We start from the raw sequence: 25918 nt of genomic DNA, 5'->3' as shown, positions 1-25918 counted from the left end.
CTTTTGTTATAGACATTTGTAGTGGATCGTTGATAATCAGTAATTATTATTTTTTGAAATGAATTAATCACTTTATATGCTTATTACCCTTCCAATTTCTGAACTCGTACCAGGAATGTTTGTTGACAGTGTTAGCAAGCAGTTTGAGGGGGTTGATAGTATAAAAATCAAAACTCGCGGCCTAGTTCGCGATAAATCGATCATTAAGCGCTTGGTATCCGAAGGAGTTCAAGAGCTGCTGATAGATTTTACGCAAAGTGATGTGAGTGTTCCTGCCAAATATCAGCTCAAACCTGAAGTCGCTGCTGCAACGGCCAATAACCCTAATAAATTAAAGATAAAAAAGGTTATTTCAGTTGAGCAAGAGTTTGCTAAAGCGAGTGTGAGCTATGAGCAACATAATCGTAATTTACAAAGTTTATATGGCGACGTTACCTCAGGCTTAAAGATGAATATCGCACTGCTTGATGGTATAGCTAAAGATATTGTGGCATCGGTATTTCGTAATCATAATGCAATGACTATTTTAACCCGCATTAAAGATAAGCATATGTACAACTGGCGACATATGACTAACTGCGCTATTTTTGTCACTGTATTTGCCAAGTACTTAGGTTACAAAGAAAGTGTTGTGCAAGAGCTTGCCATGGGTGCCTTGCTGCACGATTTGGGACAAGCTAAATTACCACAAGGGATTTTTTCTAAACCTGAAAAAGTAAATAAACTTGAGATGCAAGCGATTAAAAAGCATGTAGCGCAAAGTTTAGGCTTGGTAAAAGGCGAAAAAGGCATTACCCCATTAATGCTTGATATGATAGTTAATCACCATGAGCGCTTAGATGGCAGTGGCTATCCTCGAGGTCTTCTTGGTGAAAAACTTAGTCGACCAGCACGAATTATGGCGATAGTTGATGTGTATGACGCGATGACAGCGGACAGGCCCCATCAATTAGGTGATGAACCGGTCAACGCACTGCGCTATTTACTTGCTAATAAACACATGTTTGATGGCGAGCTAGTACAGCGGTTTATTAAGTGTTTAGGTGTACATCCAGTCGGCACGATTGTTAAATTAACTAATGAACGGTTGGCATTAGTAACCGAAGGTAATCATCAGAACCCCATTCAACCTAAAGTTAAAGTTTTCTATAATGCTAAGCATAGTCATCATATTACGGCAAAAGATGTTGATTTAACTTCACCAGATCATGACTTAAAGATTTTAGCGAGTATCAAACCATTAGATTATCAGCTTAATTTGGCTCGTTTGTTAAAAGAGCATCTGTTGGTTTAAGCGGTTTTTTAGTTATTGCTTTGTCACAGTGTTTTTTAGTTGATTGCTTAGCCGATAATAGCGCACCACTGAAGCAACTCACCATTAATAGTAGCCACAATAAAGTCCCATTTTCTGAATGTAACGCACTACAGCAGCATACTAGTGCGACTAAAGCACAGACAATGGCACCTAACCAATAATGGTTAACAGGGTTATCGCATTCGCCAGCTCTGGTGCAGGCACAAAAATTAGCTTTGCAAAAGCAATATACACTTATCCCACAAAAAGCCAACGCAGCAATAATTAATCCTATTTCCATCGCTTCATCTCCTTTGCTAGTCTTGTTTGGCAGTCTAATAGTGCTGATCAAGCAAGTCAATCTAAATGATAATTAATTGCAAGTGAGTTTTATTGTAACTTATCCGATGAGTTTTAAAAAACTGTTACTTTGCTGTTAAAAAATGGTTTTTATGGGGTTTTTTAACGCTTTGTTACAGTTTTTTATTTAAAAGTAAGGTACTGTGCTAAGGTTTTGAAGTAACTTACTCCTAATAATTAGAGACAACACATGGGAACCCAAACATTTAGTTTGGTTAAGGAAACACAATGAAATTTACAAAAACTTTAATTGCAGCATCACTTGCTGTTATGTCTGCAGATACGTTTGCAGCGGCTTTCCAGCTTGCAGAGCAAAATGCCTCTGGCTTAGGGCGTGCATATGCTGGTGAAGCAGCTGTGGCTGATGATGCCTCTGTAGTTGCGCGTAATCCAGCATTAATGGCGTTGTTTAAAGAGAAGCAACTTAGCGTTGCAGCTATAGCTGTGATCCCTGATGTGAGCCTTGAAGGTACAGGAACAAGCTACGGTCTAGATAACAGTGTATTAAATGATGACAGCATTGCACCAAGCGCGATTATTCCGGCAGGTTATTTCACTATGCCAGTAAACGATAAAGTATCGGTTGGTTTTGGTGCTTTTTCTAACTTTGGCCTTGCCACTGAGTTTAACGATGATTACGCAGCTGGCCAAATTGCCGGTGAAACTGAAATTGTTACTGTAAACATGAACGCAAGTGTTGCTTATAAAGTATCAGAGCAGTTTAGCTTTGGTATCGGCTTAAATGCAATTTATGCAGAAGCGAAGATTATTCGTAAGTTTGGTGTAGTACCTCCTGTAAATGCTGCTATTGCTTCTATTCCTGCAAGTGCTGATGCTGTTCACCTTGAAGGTGATGATATGGGCTACGGTTTAAACGTCGGCTTAATGTATCAGCTAGATGAAAACAGCCGCTTTGGTTTTAACTACCGTACAGAAACAGATATTACTTTTGAAGGTGAATACTCGAATGAACTACCTTCATTTATTCCTGGTGGATTAAACGGACAACTTGAATTACCGGGCTCTGTTGAAATTACATTACCAGCAATTGCTGAGTTCTCAGGCTCTCATCAGTTAGACGAGAAACTAGGCGTTCACTACAGCGTATTATGGACAGGTTGGAGCAGCTTTGATTCATTAGAAGCACAAGTTACTGCACCTACAGGCGATAAGTTCAGTGCATTTGAAAAAACAGAAGACTTCTCTGATGCATTGCGTTACTCAATCGGTGCTGATTACCAATACAGCGAAAACTTAATGCTACGTGCCGGCTTTGCGTTTGATGAGTCGCCAGTATCACAACAGCATTTATCAATTTCTATTCCTGATACAGACCGTTTCTGGTTCTCGTTTGGTGGTAACTACGCGATTGATCAAAACTCAAACGTTGATTTAGGGGTGAGTGTATTGCGTGGCAAAACACAAAAGTTCACTGAAAAAGTAGAGAGTGAAACCTTACCTCAGCAATGGTCTTTTGAATCAAAAGGTCATGCTGTACTTGTTGGTGCGCAGTATAACTACACGTTTTAATTTGTAGGCGCGGGTTTATCCCGCGCAAATAAAAAGCCGCGTTATTTATTAACGCGGCTTTTTTGTGTCTAGCTGTGCGGGTTTCCCCGCATCTAGTTACAAGCTTTCGATCTTGGCTTTTTGCTCAAGTAGTTTTGCTTTCGCATCTGAGAACTCTGCAAGTTTCTCATTTTCTTTAGCAAGGACTGCTTCAGGTGCATTGTTAACAAACTTTTCGTTTGCTAGTTTATTTTGCACTTGAGCTAGGCCTTTTTCGGCTTTTTCAAGCTGCTTAGCAATACGTGCAAGTTCGGCGTCAACATCGATTAGACCTGCCATTGGGATCATGATCTCAAGGTTACCAACATAAGATGTTGCACATGCAGGTGCGTCATCTTTGTTATCAAGCAGCGTAAATTCTTCAATTTTAGCAAGTGATGCTAAGAAAGATTTATTTTCTTCAATACGACGTACATCATCCGCAGATGCATTTGCTAGTAATACTGATAACGGCTTGCTTGGGCTAATATCCATTTCACCACGAATGTTACGAATGGCTAAAATGAATTGCTTAACCCACTCTAAATCATCCATTGCTTTTGCATCAACGTTAGCTTCATTGTAAACAGGGAAGGCTTGTACCATGATACTAGTGTTCGCTGTTTCAAGACCTGCCAGTGGCGCAACACGTTGCCAAATCGTTTCGGTAATGTATGGCATCATTGGGTGCATTAAGCGCAGTAGGCTTTCAAGCACAGTGATCAGTGTATGACGCGTACCACGTTGTTGTGCTTCATTGCCTTTGAATAATACAGGCTTTGTCAGCTCTAAGTACCAATCGCAAAATTGGTTCCAAGTGAACTCATAAAGCGTATTTGCTGCAAGGTCAAAACGGTAGTTATCTAAGTGCTCAGTATAGGTTTTAACAGTTGCTTCAAATTGGCCTAAGATCCAACGATCAGCAAGTGAATACTCTTTAACTGCATCATTTGTAAAGCCACAATCTTGCTCTTCGGTGTTCATTAGTACATAACGGCTGGCGTTCCATAACTTATTACAGAAGTTGCGGTAACCTTCAAGGCGGTTCATATCCCAGTTGATGTCACGACCAGTCGATGCCATTGCCGCTAAAGTAAAGCGCAGTGCATCTGTACCGTGAGCTTCAATGCCGTTATCAAAGGTTTTACGAGTATCTTTTTCGATTTTCTTAGCGACTTTTTCTTGCATCAGGTTACTGGTGCGTTTTGTTACTAAGCTTTCAAGGTCGATACCGTCAATCATGTCGATTGGATCAAGTACGTTACCTTTTGATTTTGACATTTTATCGCCATTTTCATCGCGAATAAGACCCGTAACGTAAACCGTTTTAAAGGGCACTTGTGGCTTGCCGTTATCATCTTTGATGAAATGCATGGTCATCATGATCATGCGCGCTACCCAGAAGAAGATAATATCAAAACCAGTTACCAATACGTCAGACGGGTGGAAAGTTTTCAAATCATCTGTGTTCGCAGGCCAGCCTTGGGTTGAAAAAGTCCAAAGTGCTGATGAGAACCAGGTATCGAGTACATCTTCGTCTTGGCTAAGTGTTACGCTATCAGCAATGTTGTTTTCACGACGTACTTCTGCTTCATCACGGCCAACAAAAACGTTGCCTTCGCTGTCGTACCAAGCTGGAATGCGGTGACCCCACCACAGCTGGCGCGAAATACACCAATCTTGTACGTCGTTCATCCACGAGAAATACATGTTCTCGTATTGCTTAGGTACAAATTGAATATCGCCATTTTTTACTGCGTCTTTTGCAGGCTCAGCCAGTGGTGCAACACGTACATACCATTGGTCAGTAAGTAGCGGTTCAATAACCACACCAGAGCGGTCGCCGTAAGGTACGGTTAGAGCGTGATCTTCAATCTTTTCAAGTAGGCCTAACTGTTCAAATTCAGCCACAATTGCTTTACGTGCATCGAAGCGGTCAAGACCATGCAGGCGCTCAGGAATTGGTGCATCAAACTCAAGCTCTTTACCATCAAAGGTGTAGGTTTCGCCTTGGCTTAGAATTGCGGCATCTTTATCGAAGATATTGATCAACGGCATTTGATGACGTTTACCAACTTCGTTATCGTTAAAGTCGTGTGCTGGCGTGATTTTTACACAACCAGTGCCTTTGTCTTTATCGGCATGTTCATCAGCAACAATTTTAATTCGACGATTAACAATCGGCAGTAAAATCTCTTTACCGACCAAGTCTTGATAGCGTTCGTCATCTGGGTTTACTGCAACACCTGAGTCACCAAGCATGGTCTCTGGGCGAGTCGTTGCCACTACAATGTAGTTTTTACCGCCTTGGGTTGTAACACCATCAGCCAATGGGTAACGTAGGTGCCACATGTGGCCTTGTTTGTCTTTGTTTTCAACTTCAAGATCAGAGATAGCCGTGTGTAGCTTTGGATCCCAGTTTACTAGGCGCTTACCACGATAAATTAAATCTTCTTTGTGTAAGCGTACAAACACTTCTTTAACTGCTTCTGATAAGCCGTCATCCATTGTGAAACGTTCACGATCCCAGTCAACCGATGCGCCAAGGCGACGAAGTTGTTTTGTGATAGTCCCGCCAGATTGTTCTTTCCACTGCCAAATTTTGTCGATGAAAGCTTCACGGCCTAAGTCGTGGCGTGTTTTACCTTCTTCAGCAGAGAGTTTACGTTCAACCAGCATTTGCGTAGCAATACCTGCGTGGTCAGTACCTACTTGCCATAATGTGTTATTACCTTGCATACGTTTAAAACGCGTTAAGGTATCCATAATGGTGTCTTGGAAAGCGTGGCCCATGTGTAAGCTACCAGTGACATTGGGTGGCGGGATCATAATTGAATATGCATCGCCTTTACCTGATGGTTTGAAGTAGCCTTTTTGTTCCCAGTCTTGGTATAACGACTGTTCAATATCTTGCGGATTGTAGGTTTTATCCATTACACAGAACCTTAAATAAGTACTTAAATGAGTTAGTTAGCTATTTATACAAAAGGTATGTTAGCTATTAATATCTTGCGTGGTGATATTAGCACCGAGTTGGCGTAGCTTTTTAAAGCGCTCACGGGCAGCTTGTTTAGCAGTGGCTTCAACGGGCACAAAATCAAAAACTTGGTTAAACCGACGAATAAAGTCCGGCAATTGTGCAGCCAAGTTAATTAAAACTTTACGATTACCGACTGGCGGGGTAGTACCTATTTCAACGGGCGCACCACCTTTTGGACCTTCACCTTGGAGATTGTGAGGCACAAAACTGTCGGGGTCGAATGACCAAATAGTTTCATCAATGGCATGGGCAATTTCAAGATCATCAACGTAAATAAAGATACGATGACCAAGACGATACTGTTCAGCAGCAATATCAGCCGCTAAGCTAAAGTGATCATCAGCCTTGGCTAATGACTCATCTTGTTGCTTTAGAACGAAAAACTGGGCGTTCATGCTCATTGTATCGGGGCTTCCCACAGTATTGAAAATAATACTTAAATCAAAGCAGGGATTTTGCCATATAACGCGTTTTGCTTCAATTAATACGCTAATTTATACGTTAATAAGTGGGGAATAAATAAGGCGCTAAAAAGCGCCTTATTTAAATTTAACAATGTATTGTTAAACGCGGGGTTTAATCTTGGCTGGTTTCGCTTACACCGGCACGGTTGAGTAAATATTGCGTAAGCATTGGCACCGGTCGACCTGTTGCGCCTTTGTTTTTACCACTGCGCCAAGCAGTGCCTGCGATATCTAAATGGGCCCAGTTATACTTTTTAGTAAACTTAGATAAGAAGCATGCTGCTGTTATCGTTCCCGCAGAGCGGCCGCCTAAGTTAGTAAAATCAGCAAATGGGCTTTCTAGTTGATCTTGATAATCATCCCACAGTGGCAACTGCCACGCACGGTCGCCACTTTGCTCAGATGCTTTTAACAAGTCATGTGCCAGTGGGTTGTGGTTAGATAATAACCCCGTTGCATGAGCGCCAAGGGCAACAATACAAGCGCCAGTTAAAGTAGCGACATCAATCACGGTTTCAGGTTCAAAGCGCTCGACATAAGTGAGTGCATCACATAATACTAGGCGGCCTTCAGCGTCGGTATTTAGTACTTCAACTGTTTGCCCTGACATAGTGGTCAAAATATCACCCGGACGATAAGCATTCGAGCTTGGCATGTTTTCACAACCTGCGAGTACACCAATTACGTTAATCGGTAATTGCATTTGCACCAAAGCACGCATTGCGCCAATAACACCGGCTGCACCGCCCATGTCGTATTTCATTTCATCCATGGCTTCGCCTGGTTTGAGTGAAATACCACCTGAGTCAAAGGTTAAACCTTTACCAACTAGCACGATTGGGGCTTGATCTTTCGCGCCGCCTTGGTAGTTAATTACCGACATAATAGATTCGTTATCACTACCACGACCAACTGCTAAGTATGAATTCATACCTAACTCTGCCATTTTATCTTCGCCAATTATATCAACCGTAACGTTGTCAAAGTTAGCTGCAAGTTCTTGCGCTTGTTCACCTAAATATGCAGGATTACATATGTTTGGTGGCATGTTCGCTACGTCTTTACATAACTTACTACCTGCAGCAATCGCTAGGCCATGTTCAATGGCGCTTTCACCAATGGTAAGTTCGCGGCGAGTTGGTACGTTAAACACAATTTTACGCAGCGGGCGACGCGGGTCACTTTTTTTGCTTTTTAATTGGTTAAAGGTATACAAACAGTCTTGGGTGGTTTCGACCGCTTGGCGGACTTTCCAGTAGGTGTCGCGACTTTTAACATGTTGCTCAGTTAAAAAGCATACCGCTTCCATCGACCCAGTTTCATTTAGGGTATTGATAGTTTTTGAAATAATTTGTTTGTATTGTTTGTCGTCTAGCTCGCGCTCTTTACCACAGCCGACCAATAGTATGCGTTCACTTAACACATTGGGTACATGATGCAATAACAGCACTTGTCCCGGCTTGCCTTCAAGGTCGCCGCGACGCAATAAATTAGAGATATAACCATCACTGATTTTATCGAGTTGTTCACCAATGGGGGATAAACGACGTGGCTCATAAACGCCAACTACAATACATGCGCTACGTTGCTTTTCAGGACTACCACTTTTTACGCTAAATTCCATTGTCACTCCTAATTTTGAGTCATTTAACCCTTAAATAAGGGTAATAAAATAAAAATCCAGATACTAGCTTAATATTAGCTTATAAACGCTGACTCATTATGTGTATTTGAACTTTATACTTTTGTAGCCATCAATACCACTAATGCGACAATATATCGAGTTGCTAGGTATGATATTTAATGTTGATGACATATAATAAAACCCTAAGTTTACTCAAATTTTCTTACTCTTGAAGTAAAGCATCATGTTTAACAGGGGCGATCATTGCTAATTTTCCGTTATTTGACCACTGAAGTTTTAAAGTCTCAGGTCGCCGTATTTTTAACTTTGATGACAATTTTTTTGTCGCAAAAGTTTGTTGTTATTCTTGGCGATGCCTCTGAAGGCGGCATTCCTGCTAAGTTAGTGCTGTCGATGATTGCACTAAAATTACCGCAATTGGCATCATTAATATTACCGCTAAGTATCTTTTTAGGGATTATTCTCGCCTATAGTCGCATTTATGCCGACAGTGAAATGACCGTTCTCAAAGCCTGTGGTGTTAGTGAATGGTACGTAGTGCGTGTAACCTTAGTTTCTAGTGTGGTATTAGCGCTATTGGCGGGAGTACTGACTTTATATATAGCCCCATGGGCGAGTGAGCAAGAATATCAATTGAAAGAACAAGCCAAAGCGGATGCCGGGTTATCAGCGCTGCGTGCTGGGCGCTTTCAACAAACAGGTAACGAAAAAGCGGTGGTGTTTATTCACAATATCGACAACGGCGGCAAAGAACTACACAAAGTATTTGTAGCGCAACTACCAGACAGCGAAAAAGATAACCTAGCACGGTTAGTATATGCGCAGCGGGGTGTAGTGATCGAGCAAGAAAGCGGTGAGCAGCAATTGGTACTCAGTGACGGTAAGCGTTACGAAACCGACGGCAAAACCCCTGCGCTAAATTTAACCGAATTTGATGGCTATAGCGTACAAATTCGTGAGCAAGAAATAGAACATCAACGCCGTAAACTTGAAGCTGTGCCGACCATAGATCTGTTTGCGATGAAAACGACAGACGCGATTGCTCAGTGGCAGTGGCGTCTTGCTATACCGCTTTCTATTCCACTACTTACTTTATTAGCAGTACCATTGAGTGTCGTTAATCCGCGCCAAGGTAAGTTTGCTAAATTAGTGCCTGCCATCAGCTTGTACTTAGGTTATTTCATCTTATTGAATGCTGCAAAGTTTGCGATTGAGGATGGTAAAATTCCGCCTTCAATTGGCCTGTGGTGGATCCATTTAAGCGCTTTATTTATTGGCGGCTTTTTGATTATCAAAGGGCGACCGCTCGGCGCATGGTTAAAAGCAGTATTAACTAAGCGGGAGTTAGGCGCATGATGAAAACGCTTGATTGGTATTTAGGCCGCAGTGTTTTACAAACCACCGGTTTTGCTTTGATGGTCTTAGTTGGGATCAGTACCCTGATTAAATTTATTGAGCAGCTTAAATCAGTCGGTCGCGGTAGCTATGATATTGGAACTGCTTTGCTATATACCTTATATAGCATGCCTGATGATCTTGTGGTGTTCTTCCCAATGGCCGCTTTAATTGGTGGCTTAACGGGGCTTGGGGCACTTGCATCAAATAGTGAACTGGTGGTGATGCAAGCCGCCGGTATGTCGCGTTTGCAAATTATTCTCTCAGTAATGAAAACCGCAATATTTATGGCGCTTTGTATGATGGCATTAGGCGAGTGGGGCGCACCAGCGACACAACTTAAAGCGAAAGAAATGCGTAATCAAGCAATACATGGTGGTGATGTATTTAACGCTCAGCAAGGTGTATGGGCCAAAGATGGCAATAACTTTATTAATATAGAAGATGTTGACCAAAACGGCGTATTACATGGCGTGAACATGTATCATTTTGATAGTTCACTACAACTTACACAAATTACTAAAGCTCGCGAAGCGGTAGGCCGTAAAGACGGTTGGTTACTTCGAGATGTAAATAAAGTGCAACTCAGTGAAGAGTTGATCAGCACACAGCAGCAAAAAGAAGAGTTTTACGAATCACAACTTACAGCTGAAAAGCTGGGTGTCGTATCGGTAAAACCAGAGTCTCTGTCATTTACAGGGTTGTGGTCATATTTAGGTTATTTGAAACAAAATGAGCAAGATACTAGCACCTACGAGCTTGCTTTATGGCGTAAGATTATGCAGCCAGTATCGATAGCGGTGATGTTATTAGTGGCGCTGTCGTTTATATTTGGCCCACTGCGTACCGTGACGATGGGCGCGCGGATTGTAATGGGTGTAGTAACCGGTATTGCATTTCACCTAACCAATGAAATATTTGGTCCTGTGGTGATGGTGTATCAAATCCCTGCGATAATCGGGGCGATTTTACCAAGCATAATATTTATAGGTTTTGCGACTTACTTGCTTAATAAGCGAAATTGATAACGGGGAGCTAGCAGCCTAGCTCCTCATTGCTAATCTAAAGAACGATAAATTCGTTTGTTTTCTTCTTTTGTTAGCGCAACAACCTCGGTTTTAGACAGGTAATCTTGCAGCGCTCGTTTGTTTTTAAAATCAACTAATACCACTAAATTACCTAAGCCAAGTAATGCGGTTACGCTGCGAATAACGGCTTGTGGCCAACTAATTAGCTTACCATCTCGAGTTTGTACTTTTAAACGCCATGCGCGCATACCAATCGTTTGGCCACTCTTAGTCCAAAAATAGACAAAAAATATAATATTTACACCAACGAATAATGTACTGCGAATACCGTACAGCAATGGAGAGTCCTGAATTAAGGCGGCCGGATCTTCTGTCTGCGCAATTAGATCTAAGCCAATTAACCCCTGAATGGCTGCAAAGTAAAGTATGGCAGTAAGCATAGATAGCGAAATCACAACTAAAGAGTCGTAAATTAAAGAGGCAAAGCGACGCCAAAAGCTCGCACGCGGAAATTCAGCAGACATAAACAAACTCACAAAGTTAATATGCGCGCTAGTTTAGCAAATAGCGAGACAAATACTAGCCGCACAGTTAGTAGCTTTTATGAGTGAATGTTAATGGTTGCTCAATTGTTAAGCGGTTGATCGTGGTTTTGTAAAAAACGCTTGCTGCTCCTCTTATTGTTTGTATAATGCATGGCATAGAGACAAAGACAGCTTGATAAGTCCTAGCTCTAAAGTGGTTTTTCTTTATCTTCTCATGTTAGAAGGTTAAAGAAAAATGATGCCAGCGTGATGAAATTGGTATACATGGGGGATTCAAAATCCCCTGCCGCAAGGCGTGCCGGTTCAAGTCCGGCCGCTGGTACCACTTTTAATAACCCTGACCACATTGGTCGGGGTTTTTTTATGCCTGAAATAAAGTGGTCAGTTGTTAGTTTATAGCCATATGATGTGGCAAACGATTAATACCGTATAATCTGCATTAATCGTTTGATTTTTAGTTAATTACTTCTGTATATACAGACGCTATCGCATAGTTTTAAGAATTGAATACTTTGTGTTACTGATTGGGCTATTTTTCCATCTGAGTATTTGTCTTGGTTGCTATGAGACCTTAAAAACCAATAGCCGGCTTTTTCCTTTTTGAAAAGTTTGTAGTTGATCACATCAACTTCTTCAGAATTATCGATACAACTGCTTATTGTTTCATCTTGACTACAAGGAGTTACGAAGCTCATGCTATTGTCTTCTTCAAACTGCCAACGGCCATTAGGGCCAAAAATACCACCGCTATAAACAATGGCTGTACCGTTATCGTGAGGCTCTATAACGGCATGTTTGTTGTTATTTAACAAGTTTAAATCGTTAACATAGAAGGTTTTCATATAATCTTCTTGAGTCGCATTATAGGTAGTATCTGCTTGGGCTAGATTAGCGTAAGAGTAGCTTGATTGTTTTTTGCTGGAGTAAAAATCGTCTACAGTAGCAATGCGATTATCGTAGAGTTTTACATAGCGTACATTTCTAGTTTCAATACCTATGGTGAATTCTAAAGTATCGCCCAAGTTGCTGAACGTAATATCATAAGTAGACTCTTCACCAGTAAGTGCGTTTTTCACTGAGTAATGTCCTGAAGTTTCTGAATCAACCGTGATAGGTGCATTGATTATTTTAAAGGAACTGCCATCAGCTAATTGCACACTTGAATACAATGGAGATAAGCCGAATAACACATCACCCGCTGAAAATTCAGGAACTGGCGCCTCTGCAACACCTCTAAATACTTTATAGGTTTTGCGATCAACAAGCTCTTTTTCAAGCTCAGGCCAATTAGCCGTATCTTGAGATGTTTGAGGGATAAAATGATAGGTGACTTCAAAAACAGCAAAATCATCTAAGCTTGCAATGAGTTCGGCTTGTTTTAATTGAACAGAAAAACTGATTTGTTGATATGAGCCATCAGTATTTTGAAACGTTTTTGTATAGTCTTGCCCAAATATACTATTACCTTTCTCTTCAGGCTCAATAAATTGATATATACCGTCAGTTAGAATTACATTCTCGTGAAATCCAGCCAACTGAGTGTAACCTTCTGCTTTAATCGCTACATTGGCAAAGAAAGTATATTTGACGCCTTCTTCATTACCTAGTTGGCTTAGTCTAAGTGTTTGCTCTTGGCGTTGATCGCTATAAGTATCAAAACTAAGCGCTTTTTTCTCGCCTTTAATCAGGGTAAGCCAAGTGAATTCGGTTTCACTTATGTACTTTTTAGCTAGGATAGAATTAGCTTTCTTAGCTAAAATCTCGAGAGGTATAAACTTTGAACGCATGCAATTTGCAATGCATTCAAACTCTTGAGTATGCAGTTCAACATCATCTGGGTTATTCCAGTTAAACATAAAGTTGTCACTGTCAATTTTTGCAAAACCTGTTTGGTCAGCTGAAAAATGAAATAGTGAGCTAGAGTCAGCTGTAGTCCACGTGCCGATTAATTCTTTATCTGCAAGTGTAATTGCTTCGCCAGGAAAGTTAACGGCATCATAGTGAACGTCAATACTTAGGTTAAACTGGTTCGACTCTTTACCATCACTAATTGATAGGTCGATTTGATGTTCAGCTATGTCAAAAAGAGTAGGCGAAGCACTGAGCGTTAGTGTATTTTCACTTAGTTCATAGCTTAGCCAATCAGGTTTGTTTATTACAGAGACAGTTACTGTGTCGTTGTCTTTATCGCTTACAGTAAGTGCATGTTCTAAACTAGATCCCGCAGCGAGTTCAAAACTGAACTCACCCGCTATAGTAGGTTTGTTATTTGCTGCTTTTTGTTGTTCTTCAGAGCTACTTCCCCCACCACAGGCAGAAAGTAGTAAGGTTAAAAGGCAGACAGCTGTTGTTTTTAGTTTCATCACTAATTTTCCTTAATATTTTATGCGATTATATCAGATGGTTAACTTGAATGGACCAAACGTAGGTAAAGTTAAGAAGGAAATGCTTTAAGTCATTAAGCGCTTTGTTGAAGATTCTTCTATTGAAGTTTTGCTACTAAACCTAGTTATATGAATGCCTAGTTAAATGAATACAAAGGCTTAAACAAATGATAAAAAAGTTAGGCAATCCTAATTAAATCATAGCAAAGCAAGTCGACACTGTTTTTCAACGTTTTTATAAACGTGAAGCGGACCAAATTGGTCGGTTTTTTATGCCTGAAATAAAGTGCTAAGCCATAAGCTTTGGCGAGAGCTTGAAGAAGGGTAGTAATGACGCTGCTTGGTGAATTATTAAATGACATTCAACTGGATTGAATGCCATTTAATAGAAAAACTATTTTTAATCAGCTTAGTCGATTAGACTCACTTTACATTGGTAAGTATTCTCACCCACAGAAAAGCTGCCTTTGCCATTCCATTGATTATCAACGCCAAAGCTTGCCGTAAATGGTGACTGGTAACTACCTATTGCAGGTGGTGGAAAAGACACCACGGCTTGACCAGTTAGCGCACCAACTTTAGTTACATCATTATAGCCAGTTGCATGCATATGGCCCGATGCGCTAGCGGTGAAATGAGGTGAATGCTGCGTTCCTTCTTGGATGCTGCCATTCGCTCGACCATTTAATGAACCTGTTTTTGGATCTACAGCAAACTGAATTTCCATAGAGCCACCACCAACAACACCAGATTGAAATTGTAATTTAACGAGATATAAGCTTTCATCAGACATTTTCTTGTTCCTTTTGTAGATTGCATTCACACTGTTATATGGTTACTTAGTAACCGAGTGAAAGTGTAGAATGACCACCACAAAAGACATATTACAGCGTATTACAGCTAGGTCATGTAAATTAGTTTACGGCATAGTCGCTCTATTCTTGCAGTTCAAATATCTGCTGTAATGCGTTGGATTAGTCGTTTTTGCGATAGATTAGGAATGCATGTGAATTGTGAGCTATAAAAAAAGCAGAGGAGCTTGCTCTATTTACAAGTGATGCAAATAAACAGCATTTATCAATATATTCCAAATAAATCAACCGTACCACTAATAGGTATGTTTAATTCTCTTTGTTTATCTTGTAAAGTTAATAATATAAAAAACTCAACAACACTTTTTATGGTTGTAAAAACATGGCTGTGTGTTGAGTTTAGAAAATAGACAATTAACCACTTGTATCTACATTGCAAAGCTAGCAATGTGTATAAAAAACCTAATATTAAGCCTTAATAGTAAAAATGGAGAAAGTTAATGGAATTTAATTCAATGATGTTATTTGTTATTGCTTGTCTGACTATCAATTTAATACCGGGGCCTGATGTTATCTACATCGTATCAAATACCATGAAAGGTAAGATGGTCAGTGGCATGAAAGCTGCGCTTGGCTTGGGGGTTGGTTACTTTTTTCATACATTAGCGGCCTGTGTGGGATTATCAGCCATTATTTTAAGTTCAGCTTTAGCTTTTAGTATCGTTAAATGGCTTGGTGCCCTTTATTTAGTTTATTTAGGTGTTCAAGCACTTATTTCCATGTACAAAGGGAATAGTCGGGTAGTCGTTAGTGAAAGTAAGGATACGAAAGGAAATATTTTTATGCAGGGGGTTGTGGTCAGTGTTTTGAACCCTAAAGTTGCTTTGTTCTTTCTCTCATTTCTCCCGCAATTTATAAATACATCCACTGGCTCAGCAGCCTCGCAATTACTGATTTTAGGATTAGTTTTTAGTGTGTTAGCAACCCTCTGCAACGTACTGTATGCAACTGTTGGAAGTTGGTTGTTCAATCGACCTAACGCAGGTAGATACACGCGAATATTGGAAGGAGTATCAGGAGTATTGCTAATTGGTTTAGCTGGTAAAATTGCATTGAGCGAACGTTAGGGAGAAGTTGATTCTACATACAGCGTATTACATGAAGTTGAGTTTGAGGGCGTACAGGTTTTTTTATCGTTGTTTTTTAGAATAGGGGCTGCTTTTACAAAGTATTCGCTGATTAAACTAAATGTTCTTTTTAGTATTTCTTTTCGAAGCTAGCTACACTGGCAATAGTATTGTTGCGACTGCACCTTGGTGTTTTTCTTTATTCGCTAAGCTCAAACTACCATGATGCTGCTCTATCACGTTGCGACAAAAGCTTAGACCAATCCCTTGACCTTGTTGTTTAGTGGTGTAAAACGGCACGAATATGTTATCGGGGTTGGCAAGGCCTTGGCCGTTATCATCAATGGTGATGCAGCTTACTTTTCCTTGCTTATGCACACCTAATGTTACTTTAACGGGCGGGGTGCTTGCTTCGATGGCATTTTTTATTAGATTGATCATGACTTGATGAATAAACGTGCGGTCGGCCTTAAAAGTTGCGGCGTCTGTTACGCAGCTAAATGCAACGTCAGGGTATATTGCGCACACTTGTTTTAAAAATGTGTCGGTGTCTATTGCTACTATATTAAGTGCCAGTGGTTTATTTATATCGCCATAGCGCGTGACAAATTCATTAAGATAATTACAGCGCTCACTTATAACATTAAGTGCTTGTATTTGTCGTGGCTCGGTGAGCTTCACGGCGAGATTTTCAGCCATTGCAGTAACTGGTGTGAGTGAGTTGCGAATTTCGTGACCGAGTACGCGAATAATTTGCTGCCATGCTTGCAGTTGGCTTTCGCGAAGGGCTGAGGTGATGTCGATCATAACAATAAGTTGATGACAGCTGCCTTGCTCTATAAATTCACTGTGGCGTATTTGCCATTGCTGGGCTGTAATAACATCGCTAAATTGCCAATGTGCGTCTTGCTTTGTAAGCCCTAATTGTTCAGCGCTTGCATAGCGTAAGGTTTGCCATTGAGTCTGTTTAAATTCGCTAAACGCATTATTGGCATAACTGAGCTTATTATATTGATCGAGCACCATGATCGGCACATTAAAATGCTCAATTAATTGGTACACCAAAAAAACATGCTGATCGTATCGCGACTTCTTTTTAAATAACTCTTCACTTAACTCAATCAAGCTTTGTTGTAATTGGTGAATACTCCCCGCCTGATAGCTGGGCTTAACGAGCTGGTTATAATCTTCGTTTAAAATGGCATCTAGGTGGGCGTAATTGCGGTTAAAGCTGTTGATCACTTTTTTATAGGTACGAATAAACAGCTTAAGATAAATAGCTAAAAATAGGATTGAGATAACGGCAGAAGTAACAACAGATAAAGCAAAATATTGGCCAATAAAATAGCACCCCAACGCTGCTAAAGTGCTACTAAAAAATGCAAAGCCAATTAAACTGCGTTCCAGCGATGAGTGATAAAGACAACTAAGTGTCATACTGCTTTTCATACGGTAATCCCGTATTTTTCAAGGCGACGATACATAGAAGATTTACCTAAACCTAATAATTTAGCGGCGTTAGGAATATGGCCTTGGGTCTGCTTGAGGGCTAAATCAATTAATTGGCGCTCTGCGTGCTCTAGTGTCATTAGTGGTAATGTGTTATTGATTTGACTGCTGTGCAGGTTTAAGTCATCGGCGGTCAATGTGTCGGTTGTTGCTAACAATATTGCCCGTTCAATCACATGGCTTAGCTCGCGTACATTGCCCGGCCAAGTATAGTGGTTTAATTCCTGTTTAGCGCATTCACTCAATGTAAGTATGGTGCTTGAGTATTTTTTAGCATGTAAATTTATAAAGTGCTCGCACAAAGGCACTATATCTTCAATGCGTTCGCGTAGTGGCGGTATTACAAACTCCAAAGTGTTTATCCGATAGTATAAATCTTCTCTAAACTGGCCTTGTTTTATCAGTGTGGCAATATCGCCATTGGTGGCACTGATCAAGCGTACATTGGTTTTTTTAGTGTGACTCGCGCCAACCATCTCAAACTCTTGGCTTTCGAGTACCCGTAATAATTTTGCTTGTTGTGGTAGTGGTATATTGGCTATTTCGTCTAAAAATAAACTGCCGTTATCGGCCAGTTCAAAGCGGCCAATGCGCTCATTTTTAGCATCAGTAAACGCACCTTTTTTATGACCAAACATTTCGCTTTCAAATAACGATTCAACAATAGCCCCCATATTCACTGCAATAAACGGTTGTGTATGGCGCGTTGACTGCTGATGAAGCCATTGTGCTAATTGGCTCTTACCCGTACCATTTTCACCGGTTAGTAAAATGTTAGCATCGGTTTTAGCCACCTTAGCTAACTGACTTATCAGTTGTTGCATAGCGTGTGACTGATACACAAATGCAGGCGAGGCACGATCGTTAAGCTGTTGCAGCAACTTTTGATTTTGTTTGTTTAACTTTTTAAGTGTGAGTTGCTGATCGAGCAATTTTAATAAGCGCTGGTTTTGCCATGGCTTTTCAATAAAGTCACACGCACCGTGTTGCATAGCGCGAACCGCTAGATCTACGCTCGACCACGCAGTCATTGCGATGACAGGGATATCTAACTGTTGTTTATGTAAGTGCTGTAAAAACGCCAAACCTTCGTCACCTGATGTGGTGTCGCGGGTAAAATTCATATCGAGCAAAATAAGGTCAATCGCTTGGCTATCTTTAACTACTGCTTGCGCGCTAAAAGGTGAGTCGCATTCGAGCACTTGGTAGCCGTTATCTTCTAAAATAAAGCGCGCGCTTAGGCGGATTTCGGGGCTATCTTCAATGATCAAAATAGTGGCAGGCATAAACTTCCAAATAGGTGAATAAGCACAGGTTGATTGTAGCGTATAGCGATTTCTATGCCAGTGATTTTATTGCTGTATTTCAGCTTGTTAGCTATTTAAAGATGATTTTACTAGGTGTTTCAGTCCGATTGCGGACTGTTTGAGTCCGGTTTCAAGGTTGAGATATGTGGTGCAACGAAAGCGCAAGACCATGGCCAGTCTCAAATTGATACTGAGGAGTCCGGTATCGCCGCTCAATAAGAATTTTTAAATAGTACATACTTGTAATTGTTTGTATTTATTGATTTTTAATGTTGGCACGTGTTTCGCTATAGCTTAGATATACAAAGCATAATGCGGTGCAATATGGACATAGTAAAAACAAAAGTAGTCAAGCAGTTATCGCTTTGGCATAAGCTAATTTTATTACTGGCTGTTATTTTAATTGTGGCAGTGATTTATCAGCGCAGCAGTCAAGTAGGTGTGTCAGTATTGCGCAGTAATATTATTATTAGTGATGTACGCCAAGGCGCGCTTGCGATTACGGTTACAGGTTATGGTGAACTTAAATCTGCGCAGCAGCAATTGCTTACGGCAAAAACGTTGGCCACTGTGCAGGCTATTTTATTAAAACCAGGCGCAATAGTGACCAGTGACTCAGTGATTGTGCAGTTAGCCAATCCAGCGCTTGAGCAACAGCTCGAAAATGCGCAGCAAGAACTTAATAAACTCAATGCTAACTTACGCCAGTTAAGATTAAACAATACTCGCGAGTTATTAAACGAGCGCTCTCATGTGGCGCAAAGCCATGCCGCTTACGAAAATGCCAAACTAAAATTAAAAGCTGAAACCAGTTTGGTTGAACAGGGCATAGTATCAACGCTTAATTATCAGCGTAGCGTGTTAGACGAGCAACAACTTCGCCAGCAATTAGCAATAGCTAAGCAACGTTCAGAGCAACTAAAAGCCGTACACATAGAATCTGAAAACATTCAGCTTGAGCAAATTAAACAGCAACAAGGGTTAGTAGTTATGGCACAAACACAATTGGCCAATCTATCTGTAGTAGCGGGAATGGATGGGGTATTACAGCGTTTACCGATTGAGCTTGGGCAAAGCGTAAATGCAGGGCAAGAAATTGCGCTTATCGGCTCGGTTGATTCGTTAATTGCAATTATTCAAGTACCACAAAATCAAGTAGATGATATTCGGTTAGGGCAGCTCGCAGAAGTAGATACACGCCGCGGTGTTGTTATGGCAAAGGTGTCACGCATCAGCCCTGTGGTGAGTAATAATACAGTAGAGGTAGAGTTATCGTTGCCTAAAGAGCTCCCTGAAAATGTTCGGCCGCAATTAACCGTCGATGCCAATATTAAGGTCGCACAGCTAAAAGATGTTACTTATATCGAGCGCCCAGCAAACGTAAAACCGCACAGTGTAAGAGATCTGTATCAGGTAAACTCACAGCAGCAAAGCGCACACTTGGTTGATATCAAATTTGGTCGCGAGGCTGGGCGCTTTATCGAAATACTAAGCGGCGCACAGTTAGATCAGCAATTGATTATTTCAGATTTAACCAACCTTACTCGCAGCAATAGCGAAATTCTAATTAACTAATGAACAGGATAAAAATAATGACAGAGCAAAAAATAACGAACACCCAAGCCGATGTCGTATTAGCAATGAAAGGAATTAGTAAGGTATTTGAAACCCAAGAGTTACAAACCTATGCACTGCGTAGTATTGATTTGTGTATTTATCGCGGTGAATACTTGTCGATATCGGGGCCATCTGGCTGTGGTAAATCAACATTACTTTCATTATTGGGTTTACTTGATATGCCAACCAGCGGTGAATATTTAATTGACGGTAAAAACGTTTCTGCACTTTCGCTGAATCAGGCTGCTGAAACTCGCAATGCAAAAATAGGATTTATTTTTCAATCATTTAATTTAATTGATGAGTTAAGTGTGTTCGACAACGTGGCATTACCACTGCGTTATCACCACTGTAAACCAAACAAGCAAATAATTGCTGAAAAAGTAAAAGCGTGCCTTGAAAAAGTAGGGCTTGGGCATCGTATGAGTCATAAACCTAACCAATTATCTGGTGGACAGCAGCAACGCGTGGCGATAGCCCGAGCGCTGGTGACTGAACCGGCAATATTATTAGTTGATGAGCCAACGGGTAATTTAGACTCAAAATCGGGAGATCAAGTTATGCATGTATTAAGTGAGCTACATGCAGCCGGCGCCACTATTTGCATGGTGACACATGACCCGCGTTACTGTGATATGGCTACAAGGCAACTAAAGCTATTGGATGGTGAGATGCTAGGGGCTGTGGGTATAAAAGATCAGCTAAGTGCTTAAATAACCTGTTTAGTGAGAGTAAAATGGAATATCCAAAAATAATAAAACGTCAATGGCTATTAAGGGATAACTTAACGGAGTGCCATAATGACTTATAATTTAAAAAATGCATTACTTAATATAACTAATCATAAAGTTTACAGTTTAAGTGTTGTAGCGACGTTAAGTATTGTTTTAGCTGCATTAATTACTGTATTAACACTTGCCTATATTATGCTGTTAAAACCATTGCCATACCCTGAGCAAATGCGGTTAGTAAAAGCTGAATATGCTCAAATAGACCAAACCGGGGCGCTTAATACCCGCGCTTTTAATTACCCTGCACTGATTGATTTATATAAAAATCATAAATTATTTGAGCAAGCTGCGTTGGTGTATTACGGTGAACAACGCCTTGATGATGTAGCGGGCTTACCCATAGTAAACACCTCATTTGTTACCCCTCAGTGGTTTGAAATGTTTGCAATTAAGCTACATTTAGGACGAGGTTTTACGCAAACTGAAGCTCTTGATAGTTTTAACCCCGTTGCCGTTATAAGTTATCGAACATGGCAAAATGACTTTGCCAGTAAAGAAAACATAATAGGTCAAACACTTAGTGTGGGCGCTCAGCAATTCAAAATTATAGGTGTGGCTGCAGCCAACTTTAAATCGCCTGCACTTATCAAAACAGGGCAGGTCACTGACGTATGGTTGCCGTGGGATTATAATTTAACCTCTGCAGAGGCTAAACCATTTTGGTGGAACCGTTACTCGCGCAGCCATTTTGTGGCTAAATTACCAAGCGATGTAAGCATTGAGCAGGCGAGTAAAAGGTTATCGCAGTATGTGGATGATGTATGGCAACAGCATATTACGACCGAAGCATTCTTTGCAGGTTGGCATATCGAACTTGAGCTAAACACCTTGCAAACAGTAATATTAAAAGAGACACCGCAGAATATTTATTGGCTCATTTTAGCTGTAACGGGGTTGGTTATTATTGCCTGTGTAAACATTAGTAACGTGTTTATTGTAAGAACTGCAGCGCGTAAACACACATTAGCACTGAGTGCGGCGCTGGGCGCAACACGGTTTACTTTGTTTAAACAGTTTTGGCTGGAGGTTGCCTTACTAATAGCCTTAGCAAGTATAATAGGCCTTGCGTTAGCGGCGATTTTTTTAGCAACCTTAAGCGATTTTGCCATGGCAATATTACCGCGCGCCAATGAGCTTTCTATTAATGCAGTATCATTCCTTATCACACTGGTTAGCGGCTTAATATTAACGACGCTGTTCGCTTTTTTATGTACGCGAATAGTAAATTACCAACAACTGATAAGTAGTTTAAAGTCAGCAGGAAAAGGGACGACAGTGCAGGTGGGCAAGCGCGTATGGCAAGGCTTGGTCGCTTTTCAAGTAGCTGTAGCGTGTACATTATTGTTTATTAACTTTTTAGTTTTTAGCGTTAATAAAAGTAATATTGACGAGGCTTTCACACTGCCACTTGAGCAATTAACGAGTTTAAAGGTTAATGTAGCAAGCCATGTAGCGGCTGATAGAGACAAAGCAAATCAGCTATTAGAGCAAGTAGCTAACGAGCTTGCTTTACTGCCAGAGGTTAGGCAAGTAAGTCGTTCATCATCACCTATAAACGATAATTTAATTACTTGGTCATTGGTTGAGGTAGCAAGCAATCAAAACGTATTACCTTATGGTAAATCAGTTGATGAGCAGTATTTTTCATTACTTAAACAACCCGTATTACAAGGACGTGGTTTTACAAACGAGGATACTAAAAGTAATGCGAATGTTATTATTATTAATGATGTACTAGCAGAAAAATTATCAAATGATGGTAATGCATTGGGTATGCATTTGAGTTTTGATATAACTTCAGAGCGCGAAAATGATTTAGTAATAATAGGCATAGTTAAAACAATGCTTATACCGGGGAAAACGTCGCTTGAGCCTAAAGCTTATTTGACTCGTGCTGGTTATAATTCATTTATTATCGAGTTTAAAAATGCTCAGCACTTAACAAAAAATACGCTTAACACCTTATTACAATCTATTGATTCAGGCTTATCAGTTCATCAATTAGCGCCATTAAATGCACAGCGCGATACAGCACTGTTTCGTCAATATGTAGTATCGGCGACAACGCTGATGATCATTGCTGCCACTATTGCCTTAACCAGTATTGGTTTGATAGGTATTATGCGCTACTCAGTGTTATTAAGGCGTGCTGAAATTGGTATTCATTTGTGTGTTGGCGCAAAGCCACTGGCATTGTTTTTGTTAGTATTTAAGCAAAATGGCAGCGCAATCGTAACGGGTATAATACTCAGTATTGCGTTATTGCTGGCTTTACAACAACCACTACAACTGATTGCGGATGGAGTACCGCAAATTATGCAGCTTGGTATGTTATTCATGACTTTATTGTTTGTAATTAGCCTTGGCGCACTGGCGTGTTATTTACCTTTAAGTGCCCAGCTAAAGCGCCCTGCAATTTACGGTGTACAAGGATCACAACAGTAAAGTGTGTAGTTTAGGAGGGACTGATTGAGTAAAAGGCTTAAATCAGCTCCTTCAACTAGCTCTTTTAAAAACACTTTATAAAATTTGGCACGTTGATAAGTTAATAATAATTATAAAGATGGTACGGGCTGAATGTTATTATCTGCAGTCTATACAACTAAAAATGCTACAACAGGGATTTCAGTCAATGATTGCAAAGTTAGATAATGCAAATGAGGCAGTCGCAAAGCAAATTTACACCACCTTTCAACGCTCTTATAAAATAGAAGCTGAATTAATAGGTACGCAGAATTTTCCGCCTTTATCGCGCACTGTTAATGACATACACAATTCGCAAACGCTTTTTTATGGATTTTATGACGATACTCAGCTTGCAGGGGTTATTGAACTGGTAATTATCAATGAGCGATTAGAAATTAATAGCTTAACGGTTGACCCAAAGCATTTTAGAAAAGGCATCGCCGATAAGTTAATCCGCTATGCGTTAACTAACTTTATTGAAACAGCATCAACAGCGATAGTTGAAACCGCAGTAGTTAACGAGCCCGCTATTAAGTTATATAAAAAGCATGACTTTGTTGAGTTTAAAAGATGGACGCCCGAACACGGTATTGAAAAGCTGGCCATGCTTCGAACTGGCATTGTTTGATTCAAAAGCCACAGTGTAAAAAACGTTGTAAATTCAATTTCTTTTCAATTATTAGTTTAACTAGCAAATACTTATCGAAAGGTAACCAACGGTTGTTATTTTGTTATGCCAATCACTTAAGTTTATTTTAAGTTTTACTGTTTACGCTTAACCAACCATATTTAAACATGATTTTTGAAATACAAATTTTATGTTTTAGATCACTAAATACTTAGTAACGATAGGTTACTGTATGTGGAGTATTTAATACGTACAAGGGTAGAGGTTACCTCTTCAAGCTCTCAAAACATAAGAGGTAGGTTGAGACGTTTCATTTTTCGAGAGGCATTATGAATTTAAAAAACACGACAACTCATTACAATACGCTCTCCATTGCTTTGCATTGGCTTATGTTCATATTGATAGTCGCTGTTTACGCAAGTATTGAACTGCGCGAATTATTCGACAAAGGGACTACAACCCGAGATGCCTTTAAAATGTGGCATTTTATGCTTGGTTTATCGGTTTTAGCTTTAGTAAGCGTTAGGCTAATTGCTCGCGTAGTGGGTGGCTCGGCTCCTGATATAAAACCAGAACCAGCTAAGTGGCAAAATAACCTGGCCAAACTAGTGCATGTTATTTTGTATGGTTTCATGTTTGCTATGCCTATTGCTGGATGGTTAATTTTGAGCACGGCAGGCAAACCAATTCCGTTTTTTGGTCTAGAGCTGCCGCCATTGGCCAGTAAAGATTTAGACTTGGCTAAAACCATCAAAGAGCTGCATGAAACCGCAGGGGAAGTTGGTTATTACTTGATTGGATTACATGCCGCCGCCGCCTTATTCCACCATTATGTTTTATCTGATAATACGGTTGCAAGAATGCGTTTGCCGAAAAAATAACAGCGAATAAAAATTTTAAAAAAGGGAGATTCAGTCTCCCTTTTTTAATTTTGCTACTTTCTGTTTGACTTAACGCTATTGCCACTTTGACGAAGTTCGGCTAAAAGTGATCACAGGAAATTGAAATTGACTAAATATAATAGCTAATTAAGTGCTCAAACTGTTGTTTGCGCACATATTCAAGGATATGTGCGGCGCGTGTATATTGTTTTATTTAGTTTTGCTTAAAGATAATAGAAAACTTAGTGATAGTAATACCTTAGCTAATTTGTTAAAACTATATAAAGTAAAAAATGAGCGTGGTCGTAGTAGAAAGATCCGCCCTTCGCGCACTATAAAATTGTTAACTGCACAAGGAGGCTTAGTGCTTAAACTATACAAATTTTCAGATTCAAAGAAAGAATACTGGGAGACATGGGATAACGACGATGGCTCCCATACAGTTCACTGGGGTGAATTGGGCACAACTGGCGAAAGCAAGAATGTAAAAAACTCTCTTTTTAAAAAAGCCGAAAAGGTAATCCAAAAAGAGATTGATAATAAAGTTAGTGACGGGTTCTCACCTAGCGATGATGAGTATATATTGCTCGTTGAATATGCCGTTGATGGATTTGGAACATCTGAAGATTTGGATAAGCGTAACAGACTGATTGACAGATTGAATGAAACTTTAGGTTGGACTGGTTTGGGCCATTGCGATGGTGGCAGCATAGGAAGTGGAACCATGGAGGTATGCAACTATGTTGTCGATTTCGAAGTTGCTAAAAGAGTCATAGAAGCTGATCTCAAGGGAACAGAGTTTGAGAATTATACAAGAATCTATGATGAAGAAGCAGAGTAAAGTGCAGTTAATCGGGTAGCCGGAGGTCTCTAACCTCCAGCCCCCACACCACCCATCATGCGGGTCCGCAATGGGCGGTTCATCTCCCGTAATGAATATTGATCCAAATACCTCTCAGTGACACTAAACCTTTTGACGCTAAATAGTCATTGCCTAGCGCAATGTTAATTCCTTTTGTTTTTGAGCTTCGACAAGGCCCCTTGCTGGTGATACCACATGCTATGGCTAGTCTCTCA

20 protein-coding genes and 1 tRNA gene are annotated in these 25918 nt (G+C 40.3%); 12 read left to right on the top strand and 9 right to left on the bottom strand.

What is annotated here, in order from left to right:
- The first annotated feature begins 76 nt into the window (after nucleotides 1-76).
- Nucleotides 77-1294, top strand: a complete 1218-nt coding sequence (locus H5200_RS06320) for an HD-GYP domain-containing protein (RefSeq protein WP_182761178.1) — start codon at nucleotides 77-79, stop codon at nucleotides 1292-1294.
- Here H5200_RS06320 and H5200_RS23915 read toward each other — a convergent pair.
- Complete coding sequence (locus H5200_RS23915) at nucleotides 1254-1595, bottom strand: hypothetical protein (RefSeq protein WP_259399182.1); 342 nt, start codon at nucleotides 1593-1595, stop codon at nucleotides 1254-1256. The genes H5200_RS06320 and H5200_RS23915 overlap by 41 nt on opposite strands.
- A 287-nt stretch (nucleotides 1596-1882) precedes the next feature.
- Here H5200_RS23915 and H5200_RS06315 point away from each other — a divergent pair, with 287 nt between their 5' ends.
- Nucleotides 1883-3184, top strand: coding sequence for an outer membrane protein transport protein (locus tag H5200_RS06315; protein WP_182761177.1), 1302 nt, complete (start codon nucleotides 1883-1885; stop codon nucleotides 3182-3184).
- 96 nt (nucleotides 3185-3280) lie between these two features.
- Here H5200_RS06315 and H5200_RS06310 read toward each other — a convergent pair whose 3' ends face one another.
- The 3 genes from H5200_RS06310 to pepA all read right to left on the bottom strand — a co-directional run bounded on the left by H5200_RS06310 (nucleotide 3281) and on the right by pepA (nucleotide 8330).
- Complete coding sequence (locus H5200_RS06310) at nucleotides 3281-6136, bottom strand: valine--tRNA ligase (protein ID WP_182761176.1); 2856 nt, start codon at nucleotides 6134-6136, stop codon at nucleotides 3281-3283.
- Between the two features lie 60 nt (nucleotides 6137-6196).
- A complete protein-coding gene (locus H5200_RS06305; protein ID WP_145234983.1) occupies nucleotides 6197-6643 on the bottom strand; it encodes a DNA polymerase III subunit chi in 447 nt (148 codons plus the stop codon).
- Nucleotides 6644-6818: 175 nt separating this feature from the next.
- The gene (pepA, locus tag H5200_RS06300) at nucleotides 6819-8330 is read right to left on the bottom strand and encodes a leucyl aminopeptidase (protein ID WP_145234985.1); all 1512 of its coding nucleotides are present in this window, start codon (nucleotides 8328-8330) and stop codon (nucleotides 6819-6821) included.
- Between the two features lie 264 nt (nucleotides 8331-8594).
- On the opposite strand from pepA, the gene lptF reads away from it, so the two are divergent.
- Both lptF and lptG read left to right on the top strand, forming a co-directional pair.
- Complete coding sequence (gene lptF, locus H5200_RS06295) at nucleotides 8595-9707, top strand: LPS export ABC transporter permease LptF (protein WP_182761175.1); 1113 nt, start codon at nucleotides 8595-8597, stop codon at nucleotides 9705-9707.
- Nucleotides 9704-10771: an LPS export ABC transporter permease LptG gene (gene lptG / locus H5200_RS06290; RefSeq protein WP_182761174.1), complete on the top strand. Its 1068-nt coding sequence runs from the start codon at nucleotides 9704-9706 to the stop codon at nucleotides 10769-10771. Before lptF ends, lptG begins: the two co-directional genes overlap by 4 nt.
- Before the next feature lie 32 nt (nucleotides 10772-10803).
- Here lptG and H5200_RS06285 read toward each other — a convergent pair whose 3' ends face one another.
- A complete protein-coding gene (locus H5200_RS06285) occupies nucleotides 10804-11298 on the bottom strand; it encodes an RDD family protein (RefSeq protein WP_182761173.1) in 495 nt (164 codons plus the stop codon).
- Between the two features lie 261 nt (nucleotides 11299-11559).
- Between H5200_RS06285 and H5200_RS06280 the strand changes: the two genes are divergently transcribed.
- Nucleotides 11560-11644, top strand: a tRNA-Leu gene (locus tag H5200_RS06280).
- A 133-nt stretch (nucleotides 11645-11777) separates the two neighbouring features.
- Here H5200_RS06280 and H5200_RS06275 read toward each other — a convergent pair.
- Both H5200_RS06275 and H5200_RS06270 read right to left on the bottom strand, forming a co-directional pair.
- On the bottom strand, nucleotides 11778-13682 hold the full coding sequence (locus tag H5200_RS06275; protein WP_182761172.1) for a hypothetical protein: 1905 nt from the start codon (nucleotides 13680-13682) through the stop codon (nucleotides 11778-11780).
- Between the two features lie 430 nt (nucleotides 13683-14112).
- Nucleotides 14113-14496 carry a DUF1842 domain-containing protein gene (locus H5200_RS06270; protein ID WP_149981252.1) on the bottom strand — a complete coding sequence of 128 codons (384 nt, stop codon included), beginning with the start codon at nucleotides 14494-14496 and terminating at the stop codon, nucleotides 14113-14115.
- A gap of 519 nt (nucleotides 14497-15015) precedes the next feature.
- Here H5200_RS06270 and H5200_RS06265 point away from each other — a divergent pair.
- A complete protein-coding gene (locus H5200_RS06265; RefSeq protein ID WP_149981251.1) occupies nucleotides 15016-15642 on the top strand; it encodes a LysE family translocator in 627 nt (208 codons plus the stop codon).
- A gap of 153 nt (nucleotides 15643-15795) precedes the next feature.
- Here H5200_RS06265 and H5200_RS06260 read toward each other — a convergent pair whose 3' ends face one another.
- Together H5200_RS06260 and H5200_RS06255 are read right to left on the bottom strand one after the other, a co-directional pair.
- On the bottom strand, nucleotides 15796-17091 hold the full coding sequence (locus H5200_RS06260) for a PAS domain-containing sensor histidine kinase (RefSeq protein ID WP_259398571.1): 1296 nt from the start codon (nucleotides 17089-17091) through the stop codon (nucleotides 15796-15798).
- Nucleotides 17088-18437 (bottom strand): sigma-54 dependent transcriptional regulator, encoded by a 1350-nt coding sequence (locus tag H5200_RS06255; protein WP_145234997.1) that lies wholly within the window; start codon nucleotides 18435-18437, stop codon nucleotides 17088-17090. The genes H5200_RS06260 and H5200_RS06255 overlap by 4 nt, the downstream gene beginning before the upstream one ends.
- A gap of 345 nt (nucleotides 18438-18782) precedes the next feature.
- Here H5200_RS06255 and H5200_RS06250 point away from each other — a divergent pair, with 345 nt between their 5' ends.
- From H5200_RS06250 to H5200_RS06225, 6 genes are all read left to right on the top strand, one after another.
- Entirely contained in the window at nucleotides 18783-20033 is a 1251-nt protein-coding gene (locus H5200_RS06250) for an HlyD family secretion protein (RefSeq protein WP_182761171.1), read from the top strand.
- A gap of 17 nt (nucleotides 20034-20050) precedes the next feature.
- Nucleotides 20051-20788, top strand: coding sequence for an ABC transporter ATP-binding protein (locus H5200_RS06245; protein ID WP_182761170.1), 738 nt, complete (start codon nucleotides 20051-20053; stop codon nucleotides 20786-20788).
- A gap of 87 nt (nucleotides 20789-20875) precedes the next feature.
- Nucleotides 20876-23311, top strand: a complete 2436-nt coding sequence (locus H5200_RS06240; protein ID WP_182761169.1) for an ABC transporter permease — start codon at nucleotides 20876-20878, stop codon at nucleotides 23309-23311.
- 187 nt (nucleotides 23312-23498) lie between these two features.
- On the top strand, nucleotides 23499-23960 hold the full coding sequence (locus H5200_RS06235) for a GNAT family N-acetyltransferase (RefSeq protein ID WP_182761168.1): 462 nt from the start codon (nucleotides 23499-23501) through the stop codon (nucleotides 23958-23960).
- 329 nt (nucleotides 23961-24289) lie between these two features.
- Nucleotides 24290-24841, top strand: a complete 552-nt coding sequence (locus H5200_RS06230; protein ID WP_145235009.1) for a cytochrome b — start codon at nucleotides 24290-24292, stop codon at nucleotides 24839-24841.
- A 205-nt stretch (nucleotides 24842-25046) separates the two neighbouring features.
- The gene (locus H5200_RS06225; protein WP_259399181.1) at nucleotides 25047-25682 is read left to right on the top strand and encodes a hypothetical protein; all 636 of its coding nucleotides are present in this window, start codon (nucleotides 25047-25049) and stop codon (nucleotides 25680-25682) included.
- Nucleotides 25683-25918 lie beyond the last annotated feature (236 nt).

The organism is Pseudoalteromonas sp. SG43-7, assembly GCF_014164295.1.
GTDB lineage: Bacteria > Pseudomonadota > Gammaproteobacteria > Enterobacterales > Alteromonadaceae > Pseudoalteromonas > Pseudoalteromonas rhizosphaerae.
Note: the sequence above shows the minus strand (reverse complement) of the source record. Positions and strands in the feature narration are given on the sequence as shown.

Excerpts from the sequence above, each read along its gene's own strand:
- H5200_RS06320 (WP_182761178.1), top strand. The coding sequence starts at position 77 with ATGCTTATTACCCTTCCAATTTCTGAACTCGTACCAGGAATGTTTGTT.
- H5200_RS23915 (WP_259399182.1), bottom strand. The coding sequence starts at position 1,595 with ATGGAAATAGGATTAATTATTGCTGCGTTGGCTTTTTGTGGGATAAGT.
- H5200_RS06315 (WP_182761177.1), top strand. The coding sequence starts at position 1,883 with ATGAAATTTACAAAAACTTTAATTGCAGCATCACTTGCTGTTATGTCT.
- H5200_RS06310 (WP_182761176.1), bottom strand. The coding sequence starts at position 6,136 with ATGGATAAAACCTACAATCCGCAAGATATTGAACAGTCGTTATACCAA.
- H5200_RS06305 (WP_145234983.1), bottom strand. The coding sequence starts at position 6,643 with ATGAGCATGAACGCCCAGTTTTTCGTTCTAAAGCAACAAGATGAGTCA.
- pepA (WP_145234985.1), bottom strand. The coding sequence starts at position 8,330 with ATGGAATTTAGCGTAAAAAGTGGTAGTCCTGAAAAGCAACGTAGCGCA.
- lptG (WP_182761174.1), top strand. The coding sequence starts at position 9,704 with ATGATGAAAACGCTTGATTGGTATTTAGGCCGCAGTGTTTTACAAACC.
- H5200_RS06285 (WP_182761173.1), bottom strand. The coding sequence starts at position 11,298 with ATGTCTGCTGAATTTCCGCGTGCGAGCTTTTGGCGTCGCTTTGCCTCT.
- H5200_RS06275 (WP_182761172.1), bottom strand. The coding sequence starts at position 13,682 with ATGAAACTAAAAACAACAGCTGTCTGCCTTTTAACCTTACTACTTTCT.
- H5200_RS06270 (WP_149981252.1), bottom strand. The coding sequence starts at position 14,496 with ATGTCTGATGAAAGCTTATATCTCGTTAAATTACAATTTCAATCTGGT.
- H5200_RS06265 (WP_149981251.1), top strand. The coding sequence starts at position 15,016 with ATGGAATTTAATTCAATGATGTTATTTGTTATTGCTTGTCTGACTATC.
- H5200_RS06260 (WP_259398571.1), bottom strand. The coding sequence starts at position 17,091 with ATGAAAAGCAGTATGACACTTAGTTGTCTTTATCACTCATCGCTGGAA.
- H5200_RS06255 (WP_145234997.1), bottom strand. The coding sequence starts at position 18,437 with ATGCCTGCCACTATTTTGATCATTGAAGATAGCCCCGAAATCCGCCTA.
- H5200_RS06250 (WP_182761171.1), top strand. The coding sequence starts at position 18,783 with ATGGACATAGTAAAAACAAAAGTAGTCAAGCAGTTATCGCTTTGGCAT.
- H5200_RS06245 (WP_182761170.1), top strand. The coding sequence starts at position 20,051 with ATGACAGAGCAAAAAATAACGAACACCCAAGCCGATGTCGTATTAGCA.
- H5200_RS06240 (WP_182761169.1), top strand. The coding sequence starts at position 20,876 with ATGACTTATAATTTAAAAAATGCATTACTTAATATAACTAATCATAAA.
- H5200_RS06235 (WP_182761168.1), top strand. The coding sequence starts at position 23,499 with ATGATTGCAAAGTTAGATAATGCAAATGAGGCAGTCGCAAAGCAAATT.
- H5200_RS06230 (WP_145235009.1), top strand. The coding sequence starts at position 24,290 with ATGAATTTAAAAAACACGACAACTCATTACAATACGCTCTCCATTGCT.